Here is a 12,316-nt window from a genome sequence, read left to right on the forward strand (position 1 = left end):
CGCCTATTCCTTGTCCTGCGCGAGCGCATTGACGGCCGCTGCCGCCATGGCCGAACCGCCGCGCCGTCCATGCACGACGAGGCACGGCACGCGCCCATCCTCCGCCAGCGCTGCCTTCGATTCCGCCGCGCCGACGAAGCCCACGGGGATGCCGATCACGGCCGCCGGCTTGGGCGCGCCGGCATCGAGCATTTCAAGCAAGCGAAAGAGCGAGGTCGGCGCATTGCCGATCACGACGATGGCGCCGGCAAGCCGGGACTTCCACAGCTCCATCGCGGCGGCGGAACGGGTCGTGCCCATCTCAGCCGCGAGCGCGGGGACCTGAGGGGCGTCGAGCGTGCAAATGACCTCGTTGCCGGCCGGCAGGCGCGCGCGCGTCACGCCATTGGCGACCATCTTGGCATCGCAGAGGATCGGCGCGCCGCTCCTGAGCGCGGCCTGTGCGGCTTTCGCGAAATCCGCCGACATCTCGACGTCACCGGGCAGGTCGGTCATGCCGCAGGCATGGATCATCCGCACGACGACGCGCTCGGCCACACCGTTGAAGCGGGCGAGATCAGCTTCCGCACGGATGATTGCGAAGGAGCGCTCATAGATCGCCGCCCCGTCCTGAATGTAATCGTATGCCCTGCTCAACCCTGCGATCCCGTTGAACGCGCGACATTGGCCAGCCGCGCGTGAAACTCTTCTCCCGGCTGCAATCGCGCCAGCAGCGTCGAAAGGTCAAGCGTCGCGACCGGCTTGTCCCGCGCCGTGCCGCCGAACACGACGTCGTAGCGCCCGTCACGCCCGACCAGAGTGAGATCGGTGGCCGCCGGATGGGCGCAGGATTTGACACAGCCGGAGACATGCAGCGTCACGCCTCGCGCGAGCAGATCGGCGGCCGCGTCGGCGAGGATAGCCGCATCCGCCGTTGCCGGTGCCTTGGCGCGCGAGCAGGCGGGGCTGCCGGCGCAGGCCTGCACGGAAAGGCGCGGATCCTCTTCCCGCGTGATCAGGCCGAGGCCGTTCGCCCGTGTCATCAGCTTGTCGGCTTCGGCGCGGCGGAGATTGCGGAAGGCAAGCCCTCGCCAGGGCGAAAGCCGGATGTCGCCTGCGCTGGTCTCAATATCGGCGCCGAGCTTGTCGAGGGTGGCCGCATCGCACCGGCCGAAGGGTAGGCCGATGACCGCCGCGAACCGGTCCTCCCCCAGAGCGAGCAGCCCGGCGCGCAGCCCCCGGGGGCGGTAGGCATGTGCAGGCGCTTCCGGGAGCGTGCTCAGGCCGGTCAACCTCTCGGATGGCAGGTCGCGCAGGCGGCGGATACGGTCGGGAGCGGCGCTGCGCAGCGCTGCGAAGCCGCGCAGGATGGTGTCAACCGTCGCTGCGGCATCCGCTTCGGGGATTGGCCCACGCCACAGATGGTCCGCCAGACACAGGGTGACACCCCCGGCCCCGACGCCGACGATTCGGATGTCGGCTGAAAGGCTGTCCAGAGCCTGCGTGCCGCCATCATCGACGATAACGCTGAGCTTGGCCGGCAGGCCGGGAATCCTGCGGGCGCGCAGCTCGATCTGCCCGGCCAATGCGGCTGCGTCGATCAGGCCGTTCGAATCGCTGCCCGCCAGCGGCGAGACCAGCGTCAGCCGCTGTGGTCCATCACCCGCATGCTCATCGACGAGATGCTCCGCCAGCAGGCGCTCGACCAGCGCCGGATGGCTCGCGGGCGTCACCCCCCGGATTTGCAGATTGGCGCGGGCGGAGATTTCGACGAGTCCGTTGCCGTGCTCGGCTGCCAGAGCCGCGATCCGCCTCAGTTGTGAAGGTGTCAGCATCGCGCCGGGCGGATGGAGGCGCACCAGCCAGCCGTCGCCGGTCTCCATCGGCCTGAGGGTGCTCGGGCACCAGCCGCGTCGCAGCGCTTCCTTTCCGGCCTGCGGCGCTTTTTGCGGGAGCGCGCTCATTCCGCCGCCTCCCGCGCCAGGAAGGCGCCGACCGAGTTGCGCCGGCTGGTCCAGAGGCCGCGTCGCGCCGCCTCGGCCAGTCGCGAGCGGATCGAAGCGGCGGCCGGCGCATTGGCGCTTTCGAGAGCGGACCAGATCTGCGGATCGGCGCAATAGGCCTGGAAGACCGCTTCGAACAGCCCGTCCGCGACGGCCTCCGTGCTCGCCGCGAAGACGAAGAGCGTATCGACCGCCTCGGCCAGCTCCGCCGCCCCGCGCCAGCCATGGGCGAGTTGGGAAGCGATCCAGCGCGGATGCGTCAGCCGGCCGTGCACGATGCGAGCGATGTCCTCGGCCAGCGTCCGCGCCTTCGGCGCTTCGGGGTTCGAGCTGTCGAGGCTGTAGAGGGCAGGATCGGCGCCGAGCGCCTTCGCAGCTGCCGCGAGCCCGCCGATCACATCGGCGGCGCTGCTGGCTTCGAGAATGTCACGCCCGGCGGTGTCACTGACATGGATGAAAGCGTCGGAAGCCTTGATGCGGTCGATAAAGCCGGGGTCGGCCGTGGCCATGCCTTCCGGGCCGCCATAGGCATGGTCGGAGGCGGCGAGATAGGCGGCCCCCAGCTCCTGGCGCTCGGTCCAGTCGCCGTCGAGCGCTCGGTCCGCCATGGCGGCGCCATAGCGGCCGGGAGCCGCACCGAAAATGCGCGCGCCATGCCCGCCGCGGCGGCGGGCAGCGGCCGGCTCGTTCCAGTCGTCGGGCTCGTCCAGCGCGGCGACAGCCCGCGCCGCCTGGTCGATCAGCGCGATCTGCCCCGGAAAGGTGTCGCGGAAGGTGCCGGAAATGCGCACGGTCACGTCGAGACGCGGATAGGCGAGCTTCGGCTGTGGCAGAATACTGAAACCAGTGATGCGGGTCGAGGCATTGTCCCAGAGCGGCTCGACGCCCATCAATGCCAGCGCATGGGAGATGTCTTCGCCGCCGGAGCGCAGCGTTGGTGAGGCCCAGAGGTCCATGATGATCCGGCGCGGATAGTCGCCATGATCCTGCAGATGGCGCGAGACCACAGCCTGCGCCGCCAGTTGGCCCAGCCGTGTGGCGGCGCGTGTCGGGATCGCGCGGGGATCGAGCGTCGAGAGGTTGCGCCCGGTCGGCAGCACGTCAGGACGGCCGCGATGCGGCGAGCCGGCCGGGCCCGGCGGAACGAAGCGGCCATCTAGGGAGCGCAGGAGGTTCTCGCGCTCGTTGCGGGCGGAAGCCGGGTCGGCGTCGGACCGACCGAAGACGTGCAGCCCGTCGCGGAAGGGCAATTCGGCGATGTCGCAGAGATGGGCGTCGAGCCGGGTCAGGGCCTCGCTCATCTCCATGTCGGCTGCGACGCCGCAGGAGGCCGCGAGCCCGCTCGCCTCGGCCCGCGCCCGGATTTCGCTGGCGACGAGGTCGGCGCGGCGCGGATCGAGCACCTGCGCCTGCGAGAACTCCTCGACGAGATCGCGCAGCAAGGCGGTTTCGCCGGCGTCCTCCGTCTCGGCCAGCGGCGGCGGGAGGTGGCCGAGGGTGACGGCCGAGAGCCGTCGCTTGGCCGGCGCCGCCTCGCCGGGGTCGTCGACGACATAGGGGTAGATCACCGGCAGCCCGCCGACGGCAAGGCGCGGCCAGCAGCCGGCCGAGAGCGCCACGGCCTTGCCCGGCAGCCATTCCGTGGTGCCGTGCGTGCCGAGATGGATCAGCGCGTCGATGGCCTCGGATTGGCGCAGCGCGAGGTAGAAGGCGAGGTAGGTGTGGCCGGGTGGCGCGTCGGGGTCGTGATAGCGCGCCTTGCGGTCGGGCGTGGTATCGCGCGGCGGCTGCAGGGCTACGGTGAGGCATCCATAGCGTACGGCGCGGAAGCGGAAGGCGCTCTCGCGGCAGGTGGGATCGGCTTCGGGCGCACCGTGGCTGGCAAGAAGGGACTCGCGCGCCGCAGCGGGGATGGTGGCGAGCCATTCGCGATAGGCCGTGAGAGGCATGGAGAGATTGGTTGGCCCGGCAGTCAGTGCGGCCATCAAGAGCGAGCCCTCATCCTGAGGAGCAAGGCGCGAGCCTAGCGTCTCGAAGGATGCTCCAGAGCGCGCTGGATCATCCTTCGAGACGCCGCTGCGCGGCTCCTCAGGATGAGGGTTGAGAGCGGCAACAGCGTATCCCACCCCCGCCAACAATTCCCGGATCGCCGTCACGCTGGCAGGCGTATCGAGCCCGACGGCGAAGCCGGCCCGGCCGCCGCGCGCGGGATAGTCCGACATCACCAGTGCCAGCTTTCGCTCGGCCGCCGGTCTCCGGGCGAGAGCGATCCAGCCCTTCGCCAAATCGGCAAGCGCAGAGATGCCCTCTGCATCCGGCACGAGCCGGCGGATACTGAGCCCGGTCGCCGGGTCGGTTGCTTCGGCCTTGAACGCCACCGGAATTGCCCCGATGCGCCCGTCGAATTCCGGCAGCGCCACCTGCATGGCGAGATCGGCGGCGGAGAGGCCACGCGGCGAGGCTTCCCAGGCTTCGCGCGGGCTGCCCACCGGCACGGCCTGCAGGATCGGGCAATCGGCGCCGTCGAGCACGAAATCCGCGCCTTCGCGAGCGGAGAAGGCGGTGCTGGTGACGATCAGCGCCGGCTTTCGCACTGCGATCAGCGCTGCGAGTTCGGCGGTGACCGCGGGGTCCTTCAGGCTGGTCACCGCGAGCGGGAGGGGTGCGAGGTCGCGCGCGGCGAGGGCGGTGGCGAGGGCCTCGGCCATGGCCGTGTCGCCAGCCGCGACGCCGGATCGGTAAAGCAGGATCGGGACGAGTGGTTTGTCGGCCGGGATCGTAGCGAGCGCGTCGAGCCATGGCAGGGGTTTGCCGTCGCTGCCGAGCGCGAAGAACGATGGCAGCGGGAGTGGCGTCAGGTTGGATGCTCTTGGCGCCCGCGCGATATATCCTGCGATCCGCCCCAGCAGCCGCCGCATGTTCTCGGCGCCGCCGCCCGCCTGGAAATAGGCTAGCAGTTCCGCCGCGAACTCAGCCGGGACGGTCGCCTGCTCGCCCAGTCTCGGATCGTCGCGCTCGTCGCCGGGGAGGATCGCGAGCGGAATGCCGCGCGCGCGGCAGGCGATGCCGAGCTGCTCGATGCCATAGCGCCAGTAGTCGAGCCCGCCGAGGCAGCGCACCAGCACGAAGCGGCATTGCGCCGCCGTCTTCTCGATCAACAAATCGACCGAGAGCGGATGTCTCAGCCGCCTGAGCGGAGCGAGCCGCACCGACAGGCTCTGTCCGTCATGCTCGCCCTTGTGGCGAGGATCCACGTCTTTAACACGACCTTCGATAGGGGAAGGCGTGGATGGTCGGGACAAGCCCGACCATGACGAGGGCGGTTCCGCGTCGACGCGGGCCGCCACCGCCAGCGCGGAGAGGTCGCTGTCGGTGAAGGAGAGCATGAGCACGTCTCCCGGCGGCAAGGCGAGATCGACGGCGTCCTCGCCGTCGTCGAGCCTGATCTCGCTGGTCGGGAGAAGATGCATCGGTCCGGTTTACGCCCCCGCGAGAGCCGCTTCCACGGCCGTGAGGTCGAAGCCCTTGAGGCCGATCACGGTGAGGCGCCCGTCGCGCGGCTCGCTCGCGCCCCAGGGGCGGTCGAAATGATGCCCGACGCGCCGGCCCACGCCCTGCACGACGAGGCGCATCGGCTTGCCCGGCACGGCGCTGAAGCCCTTCAGCCGCAGCACGCCCTCGGCTTCGGCGGCCTTGGCGACACGCGCCGTCAGCTCCTCCGGTGAAAGCCCCGCCGGCAGCGGCACGGCGACCGAGTCGAAATCGTCATGGTCGTGATCATGCTCGCCCTCGCCATGATGCGAGGGGCGGGCGGCGAGATCGCTTTCGGCCGCGGCACCCAAGCCCACGATCAGCGCCGGCTCGACCTTGCCATGGGCGGTCTCGACGATTTTGATCGCCTTGGGCAGGTGCTCGGCGATCTCGGCCTTGACCCGTGCGCGGCCGGCCTCGTCGACGAGGTCGCTCTTGTTGAGCAGGATAAGGTCGGCGCAGAGGATCTGGTCCTCGAATACCTCCTCCAGAGGGTTGTCGTGCTCGACGGAGACATCGGCCGCCTTCTGCGCCGCGAGCGCCTCGGGATCATCGGCGAACTGGCCATCGGCCACGGCCGGTCCGTCGACCACGGCGATGACGCCGTCGACGGTGACGCGGGCGCGGATTGCAGGCCAGTTGAAGGCCTGCACCAGCGGCTTCGGCAAGGCGAGGCCGGAGGTCTCGATCAGGATATGCTCGGGCGGGTTCGGCCGGTTCAGGAGCTTCTCCAGCGCCGGCACGAAATCATCGGCGACGGTGCAGCAGATGCAGCCATTCGGCAGCTCGACCACGTCCTCGTCGCTGCAGCCGGCGATGCCGCAGCCCTTCAGGAACTCGCCGTCGAAGCCGAGATCGCCGAACTCGTTGACSAGCACGGCGAGCTTCTTGCCCTGCGCATTCTCGAGGAGATGGCGCACCAGCGTCGTCTTACCGGCGCCGAGGAAGCCGGTGATGATCGTGCAGGGCGTCTTGCCCAGGTTCGTGGTTTGCGGAGCGTTCATGATGTCATCCTTGCTGGCGCGCCGGCAAAGGCGGCACGCGTGCGACCACGCCCTTGCGGAAGGACTGCGGCCGCTCTTTCCAGGGAACGATGCCGTTGGCGCTGGCGGCATAGGCCTCCGCCGCGCCGACGATCTCGTCGAGATGGGTGTCGGTGTCGAGGTCGCCGATCAGATAGGTCCATTTGCCATCGGCGCTGAGCGCGATGGTGCAGGGCCGCTTGCAGACGGCGAGGCATTCGACAGGCAGCACCGGGATGGTGCTGCCCTTTGCTGCGAGTTGAGCGGTGAGACGCTCCGCGAGCGCCAGCCCCGGCTGGTCGTAACCCTCCGGGAGATCGGCGCGCGCCCGCCTGCAGGCGGTGCAGACATGGATAGTGAGGTCGCCCTCGGACATGACTTGCCTTTCGCGCGGAGCCCGGAGGCTCCGCTGCCTTCAGCGCGCGAGCGCGGCGCGCCGGCTGGCCCAGGGCCAGAGCACGCCGACCATGAAGGCGGTGGCGAGCCAGAGCGCAGCCTGGATGCCGAGTGACAGAGCCGCGAAATGCGCCGCAACCTCGGCCGGCACCTTGCTCTCCGGCGCAGCCGGATGCGGGGCGCCGATCACATGCGGGAGCAGGATCACGACGACGGCCAGCAGCTTGAGCCAGGGCTGCTCGAAGCGCAGGAACAGGAAGAGCCCAAGCGCCGTGGCGATAGCGGTGACCAGCCACCAGAACTGCCGCTGCTCCAGCGCTGCGGAAGCCGCGCCCGGCAATTCCGGCGCGAGCCCCATCGCGGGGGCGAGCCCGAGCGCCAGGAAGCCGCAGGCGCCCCAGACCAGGGCGCTACGTTGGTCGATCGTATCGCCGGCCGCGATCATTCCCGCGAGCAGCAGCGCGGCGAAGCCGATTGCGGTCGCGATCGTCACTGCGCTGGTGAAGAGCGTGCGCTGGAGGCCGTCCTGCGGCTTCCATTCGGCATGGTCGTGGCCGGGCGCATCGCCAGCGGGGCCATGCGCGAGGATGATCTTCGCCTCGCCGTCGAAGGCGGCGAGCGTCGGCGCCTGCAGGCGCAACGCCGCCTCATAGGTCTCGGCCTTGAGGATCAGCGGGGTGGTGGTGACATGCTGGAGGGCGGCGACGATCAGCCCAGCCAGAAGCCCGGCCAGAATGCTGACCGTGAGAACACGCGTAACCATGGATGCTTTCCCTCAGTGGCAGGGGAAGGCGAGACCGTGGCGGGTATCGTGCCCGGCGTTGTGAACGTTCGTCGAGGCCGCGAAGCCGGTCGTGTAGATCAGCGCGACGCCGATCACGAGCGCGGCGGCGGCTGCCTTGACGCGTTCCGAGACGCTGAGTTGAGTGGTGGAAACCGAAGCGGTGTTCATGGGGCTCTCCGTGGCCGCCCCGCCGGCAGCCGGTTGGATCGTTGCGGGTCGACGGCAGGTCTCCTGGCTCGCGGGTCTGATGTTCCCCACCGCCTTCCCGGAGCGAGCGCTCCAGTGGCCGATGGCGGGAAACACCCGCTTACAGTTGCGGGGGCAGCCGCGGTATCTCACCGCGTTCCCTTTTCACCTCCTTGCGGAGGCACCGTCATGGACCATCATTAGCTATCGGCGTGCCGCTGTGCAATGCAGTGCGCCGTGGCAGAAACGTCATTCTCGGGCTTGACCCGAGAATCTCGTACAGGAAGAGGCTCGCCCTTTCGGATGGAGATGCTCGGGTCGAGCCCGAGCATGACGGCATAGGACTTTTCGATGGAATTGCCCCACCTCACCCTCGTCCTCGGCGGCGCCCGCTCCGGCAAGAGCCGCCATGCCGAGGCGCTGATCGAGGCTTGCCCGGCCCCCTGGAGCTACATCGCCACCGCCCAGGCCTATGACGACGAGATGCGCGAGCGCATCGCCGAGCATCGCGCACGCCGCCCGGAGGGCTGGCAGACCGTCGATGCGCCGCTCGATCTCGCCGAGGCCATCGCCGTCCGTCCGGCCGGCCGGCCCATCCTTGTCGATTGCCTGACGCTCTGGCTGACCAACCTCATCCTCGCCGAGCGCGATACGGCCGCGGCGCGCCAGGCCCTGATCGCCGCCTGCGAAAGCGTCTCCGCGCCGCTCGTGCTGGTCGGCAACGAGGTCGGCCTCGGCATCGTCCCGGAGAATGCGCTCGCCCGCCGCTTCCGCGACGAGGCCGGGCGGCTGCATCAGGCGCTTGCGGCGCGCGCCGGCCGCGTGGTCTTCATGGTCGCCGGATTGCCGATGCGAGTGAAATGATGACCGACACCGAAGACACCGCCCGCCACAAGGCCAAGATGGAGAAGCGCAAGGCGGTGCAGGACGCCGAGGTCGCTTCCAAGACCGTCGAGAAGGGCCTTCTCATCGTCAACACCGGCCCCGGCAAGGGCAAGTCAACGGCGGCCTTCGGCCTGATCTTGCGCGCGCTCGGACATGGCTGGCGCATCGGCGTGGTGCAATTCATCAAGGGCGCCTGGTCGACCGGCGAGCGCAAGGCGCTGGAAACCTTCGGCGATCAGGTCGCCTGGCACAGCATGGGCGAGGGCTTCACCTGGGAAACGCAGGACAAGGCCCGTGACATCGCTGCCGCCGAGCGCGCCTTCGCGAAGGCGAGGGAGCTGATGGCCGACCCCGAAATCCGGCTCCTGGTGCTCGATGAGCTCAACATCGCCCTGCGCTACGACTATCTGCCGCTCGCCGACGTCGTGTCGACGCTGGTCGCTCGCCGCCCAGACCTGCACGTCGTCGTCACCGGCCGCAACGCCAAGCCGGAGTTGATCGAGGCGGCCGACCTCGTCACCGAGATGACGTTGGTGAAGCACCACTTCGCCGCCGGCGTGAAGGCGCAGCAGGGCATCGAGTTTTAGTCACTCGGCCCATCTCGCGCGCCGATTGGCCCATGGCAGCGGAGGGCCGGGACACGGCGCGGGGTGGCGCAAGCTACCGCGGAGCCTGGATGCCGAGGCTGCGGCACATCTCCGCCTCCCGGTCCCGCACGAAACTTGCGTAGTCCCGCAGATGGACGCCATCGCTGAAGGCCGAGCGCGACCCCCGCATCTCCGCTGCAGTCTCGCGCCTAGGGACATGCCTAGTCCCGCCTTGCGAGCACTTCAATCAATAGCGAGACCAAAAGCCAGCGGCGCTCCTCGTCAAACCTTAGCGGAAGCGCGGCGGCGCGATCGCATGCCCGAACCATTCAACGAACCCGATGACGTCGAAGACCGGCCGCCCGGTGGCAGCAGCGACCGCCGCCGAATGCGGCGGAAGATTCGTGCATTCGCAGAGGATCGCGCCGACATTCGGATGGCGGCGGACCAGCGAGCGGGCGGCTGTCACGACTTCTTCCTCGAGCTTTGCGACGTCGGACACGCCGCCGCGATTGCCATAGACCTGGCGGAACAGGCTGTCCGGAGGCAGCCCCTCGATGGGAGTGTCGGGACGCACCCCGACGGCGGCCAGATGGCGCGCCGTCAACGCCTCCGCGGCGAAGGTGAGGATGCCGACTTGCTGGCCGGCGGGCAGCATGGCCTCGATCAACGGTGCCTGCAGCAGGCTGCTCGTGGCCACGGGAACCGGGAGTGCGGCGGCCAGCTCTCGCTGCAGCAGCGCCAGAAAACCGCAGCTGGTAGCGATGCCGCGCACCCCGCAAGCGACGAGATCGAGGGCGGCGGCGATGAAGGGCTCGAGGAATTCTTCCGGGCGACCATGGACGATGGCCGCGGGATCGGCGCCGCGGACGACCCGGAACTGGACCGGGAAAGGCCAGGTGCGGCCGTTGCCGATATCGCCCGGCAGGCGTTGAAAATGGGTGTCGAGCATCAGGACCCCGATGCTCAGATCGTTCACGACCGCGCCCAGCCGTCCGGACCCAGAGCCGTTCATGGATGCACTCCCTGCAAAACGCGACCGGGGACAGGTGCCGGCGTCTCGAAGAACCAGGCAAGGAAACGGTTTTCGCGCAGGAGATCCAGAGGAATGTCCTCCTGCGCAAGGAGGCCTTGGCGGCCTATTTGCCCGAGGCGCAACAGATCGAGCACCGCGGCGACATGGGAGGCAGCGGTGCGCCGCATGGCGCCGATCGCGGCGTCGCCGATCTCTAGCGGCTCGACCTCGCGCAGGAAGTGTTCGTGGGGCGCACCATCCGCGTCACGAGACGCTGCGGTGATCGAGATCAGCAGACGATCATCGGTGATCTCGGGCAGCGCGTTGAGGAAGAGATTGCGCAGCAGATAGACGCGGTCGCGCAATTTCAACTCGTCCAGCAGGAACGCCATCTGTTCGGCGTGCCCGGGATAGCGGATGGTATGCGAGATCAGATTCCCGACCTTGCCGGCCAGGCGCTCGCGAAGCGTAGCCGGGATCGCGCCTGAGACGAAAACCTCGTAGTCGCGCGATCCGAGATGCAAGGGGCTGCAGCGGGACAGCGGCGCCAGCCCGGACTCGCGGCCGTCGACGAGCGCAAGCGAGGCGCGCGTATATTCGCGCAGGGTGGCGTCGACATCCCAGACCAGCCCGTAGCCCAGGCGCCCGGCGGCCGTTCGCGGCAGAGCGCCGATCCGGACGTCGATATCCGGCAGGCCCGGGCAGCGCGAGGCGAGATCGAGAACCAGGCCCGAGACGAGCCCCGGCGAGATGCCGCATTGCGCGATGAAGCAGCCTGCGGCGGCGTTGGCCTCGTGCTGGACGGCTTCGAGCGCGGCTCCGTCATCGCCAAGGTCGAGATAGTTGCTTCCGCTGCGGCGGGCGGCCGCGGCCACCATGGGCGTCGCCGAGGACGGCAATGCCGCGACCACGGCATCGGCCCCGGTCAAGAGCCGGTCGAGCTGGGCTGCGTTGGCCGGATCGGCTTCCGTCAGCGGCAGCGCAAGGTCCTTGGCTCGCCTGCGGCCGGGCTCGGTCGGGTCCGCGAGCAGGAACTCGAATTCCGGCTTTCCGCGCAGGAGGAGCGCCAGCGCCGTGCCGATCCGGCCTGCACCGACGATGACGACCTTGAAGGGCCGGGCGTTGCTTGCCTGCGGATCAGCCATGGAAGCGCGCGAGAAAGGTCTTGAGACGCTCGTTGTCCGGGTTGTGCAGGATGCGGTCCGGGCTGCCCTGCTCGGCGATGCGCCCGGTTTCCATGAAGACGACACGATCGGAAACCCCGGCCGCAAACGAGATCTCATGGGTGACGAGGACCATGGTCATGCCCTGTTCGGCAAGGTTGCGCACGACGCCCAGAACCTCTCCTACGAGCTCAGGATCGAGCGCGCTGGTGATCTCGTCGAGCAACAGAGCGTCCGGCTGCATCGCGAGGGCCCTGGCGATGGCCACGCGCTGCTTCTGCCCGCCCGAGAGCTGGTCCGGCCGCGCGTCGCGCTTATCGGCGAGGCCGACCTTGGCGATGTAGTCCATCGCGATGTCGATGGCCTCGCCGCGCGGCTTGCGCTGCACGGTCATGGGGCCTTCGATCACGTTCTCCAGCACGGTCATGTGCGGGAACAGGTTGAAGTGCTGGAACACCATGCCGACATGGCGCCGCAATTCGCCAAGACCGAGAAGCTGGCCCGTGCCGCGGAATGTCGGGCCGACGCGGCGGCCGCGGAACAGGACCTCGCCGGTGTCCGGCACCTCCAGCATGTTCATGCAGCGAATGAAGGTCGATTTGCCGGAGCCGGAGGGCCCGATGATCGAGACGACCTCACCGCTGGTCAGCGAGAGATCGATCCCGTGAAGGACGGTGAGCGCGCCGAAGCGCTTGGTGATGCCGCGCGCTTCGAGAACGGTCTCGCGCAGGCCGGGCATGGCAACGGAGTTCATGGAATGGCTCT

Annotated in this window: 12 protein-coding genes and 1 riboswitch; of the genes, 2 read left to right on the forward strand and 10 right to left on the reverse strand. The window is 69.0% G+C overall.

Annotation, left to right across the window (positions count from 1 at the left end; translation table 11 throughout):
* Window positions 1-3: 3 nt before the first annotated feature.
* Genes AC1DEZ_RS12525 through AC1DEZ_RS12555 form a run of 7 tightly spaced genes read right to left on the reverse strand, consistent with a single transcriptional unit; the run spans window position 4 to window position 7,883 of the window.
* Window positions 4-636, reverse strand: coding sequence for a precorrin-8X methylmutase (locus tag AC1DEZ_RS12525; RefSeq protein ID WP_441509441.1), 633 nt, complete (start codon window positions 634-636; stop codon window positions 4-6).
* Window positions 633-1,943: a precorrin-3B synthase gene (cobG, locus tag AC1DEZ_RS12530; protein ID WP_441509440.1), complete on the reverse strand. Its 1,311-nt coding sequence runs from the start codon at window positions 1,941-1,943 to the stop codon at window positions 633-635. Before cobG ends, AC1DEZ_RS12525 begins: the two co-directional genes overlap by 4 nt.
* The gene (gene cobN / locus AC1DEZ_RS12535; protein ID WP_441509439.1) at window positions 1,940-5,452 is read right to left on the reverse strand and encodes a cobaltochelatase subunit CobN; all 3,513 of its coding nucleotides are present in this window, start codon (window positions 5,450-5,452) and stop codon (window positions 1,940-1,942) included. Before cobN ends, cobG begins: the two co-directional genes overlap by 4 nt.
* A gap of 9 nt (window positions 5,453-5,461) precedes the next feature.
* Window positions 5,462-6,517, reverse strand: coding sequence for a cobalamin biosynthesis protein CobW (cobW, locus tag AC1DEZ_RS12540; protein ID WP_441509438.1), 1,056 nt, complete (start codon window positions 6,515-6,517; stop codon window positions 5,462-5,464).
* 4 nt (window positions 6,518-6,521) lie between these two features.
* On the reverse strand, window positions 6,522-6,911 hold the full coding sequence (locus AC1DEZ_RS12545) for a DUF1636 family protein (protein WP_441509437.1): 390 nt from the start codon (window positions 6,909-6,911) through the stop codon (window positions 6,522-6,524).
* Window positions 6,912-6,950: 39 nt separating this feature from the next.
* Window positions 6,951-7,694, reverse strand: a complete 744-nt coding sequence (locus AC1DEZ_RS12550; RefSeq protein ID WP_441509436.1) for a CbtA family protein — start codon at window positions 7,692-7,694, stop codon at window positions 6,951-6,953.
* 12 nt (window positions 7,695-7,706) lie between these two features.
* On the reverse strand, window positions 7,707-7,883 hold the full coding sequence (locus AC1DEZ_RS12555; RefSeq protein ID WP_441509435.1) for a CbtB domain-containing protein: 177 nt from the start codon (window positions 7,881-7,883) through the stop codon (window positions 7,707-7,709).
* Between the two features lie 36 nt (window positions 7,884-7,919).
* A riboswitch (cobalamin riboswitch) is annotated at window positions 7,920-8,105 on the reverse strand.
* A 147-nt stretch (window positions 8,106-8,252) separates the two neighbouring features.
* On the opposite strand from AC1DEZ_RS12555, the gene cobU reads away from it, so the two are divergent.
* A complete protein-coding gene (gene cobU, locus AC1DEZ_RS12560) occupies window positions 8,253-8,765 on the forward strand; it encodes a bifunctional adenosylcobinamide kinase/adenosylcobinamide-phosphate guanylyltransferase (protein ID WP_441509434.1) in 513 nt (170 codons plus the stop codon).
* Window positions 8,765-9,373 carry a cob(I)yrinic acid a,c-diamide adenosyltransferase gene (gene cobO / locus AC1DEZ_RS12565; protein WP_441509433.1) on the forward strand — a complete coding sequence of 203 codons (609 nt, stop codon included), beginning with the start codon at window positions 8,765-8,767 and terminating at the stop codon, window positions 9,371-9,373. Before cobU ends, cobO begins: the two co-directional genes overlap by 1 nt.
* 289 nt (window positions 9,374-9,662) lie before the next feature.
* On the opposite strand, the gene AC1DEZ_RS12570 is transcribed toward cobO, so the two are convergent.
* Genes AC1DEZ_RS12570 through AC1DEZ_RS12580 form a run of 3 tightly spaced genes read right to left on the reverse strand, consistent with a single transcriptional unit; the run spans window position 9,663 to window position 12,305 of the window.
* Window positions 9,663-10,388, reverse strand: a complete 726-nt coding sequence (locus AC1DEZ_RS12570; protein WP_476779772.1) for an aspartate/glutamate racemase family protein — start codon at window positions 10,386-10,388, stop codon at window positions 9,663-9,665.
* Window positions 10,385-11,533, reverse strand: a complete 1,149-nt coding sequence (locus AC1DEZ_RS12575; RefSeq protein WP_441509431.1) for a saccharopine dehydrogenase family protein — start codon at window positions 11,531-11,533, stop codon at window positions 10,385-10,387. The genes AC1DEZ_RS12570 and AC1DEZ_RS12575 overlap by 4 nt, the downstream gene beginning before the upstream one ends.
* Window positions 11,526-12,305: an amino acid ABC transporter ATP-binding protein gene (locus AC1DEZ_RS12580; RefSeq protein ID WP_441509430.1), complete on the reverse strand. Its 780-nt coding sequence runs from the start codon at window positions 12,303-12,305 to the stop codon at window positions 11,526-11,528. Before AC1DEZ_RS12580 ends, AC1DEZ_RS12575 begins: the two co-directional genes overlap by 8 nt.
* Window positions 12,306-12,316: the final 11 nt, after the last annotated feature.

The organism is Allobosea sp. 10L422 (assembly GCF_056395345.1).

What these genes read in the sequence shown, in the direction of transcription:
- cobG (WP_441509440.1), bottom strand. Translation starts at nt 1,943, where the DNA reads ATGAGCGCGCTCCCGCAAAAAGCGCCGCAGGCCGGAAAGGAAGCGCTG.
- cobN (WP_441509439.1), bottom strand. Translation starts at nt 5,452, where the DNA reads ATGCATCTTCTCCCGACCAGCGAGATCAGGCTCGACGACGGCGAGGAC.
- AC1DEZ_RS12545 (WP_441509437.1), bottom strand. Translation starts at nt 6,911, where the DNA reads ATGTCCGAGGGCGACCTCACTATCCATGTCTGCACCGCCTGCAGGCGG.
- AC1DEZ_RS12550 (WP_441509436.1), bottom strand. Translation starts at nt 7,694, where the DNA reads ATGGTTACGCGTGTTCTCACGGTCAGCATTCTGGCCGGGCTTCTGGCT.
- AC1DEZ_RS12555 (WP_441509435.1), bottom strand. Translation starts at nt 7,883, where the DNA reads ATGAACACCGCTTCGGTTTCCACCACTCAACTCAGCGTCTCGGAACGC.
- cobU (WP_441509434.1), top strand. Translation starts at nt 8,253, where the DNA reads ATGGAATTGCCCCACCTCACCCTCGTCCTCGGCGGCGCCCGCTCCGGC.
- cobO (WP_441509433.1), top strand. Translation starts at nt 8,765, where the DNA reads ATGACCGACACCGAAGACACCGCCCGCCACAAGGCCAAGATGGAGAAG.
- AC1DEZ_RS12570 (WP_476779772.1), bottom strand. Translation starts at nt 10,388, where the DNA reads ATGAACGGCTCTGGGTCCGGACGGCTGGGCGCGGTCGTGAACGATCTG.
- AC1DEZ_RS12575 (WP_441509431.1), bottom strand. Translation starts at nt 11,533, where the DNA reads ATGGCTGATCCGCAGGCAAGCAACGCCCGGCCCTTCAAGGTCGTCATC.
- AC1DEZ_RS12580 (WP_441509430.1), bottom strand. Translation starts at nt 12,305, where the DNA reads ATGAACTCCGTTGCCATGCCCGGCCTGCGCGAGACCGTTCTCGAAGCG.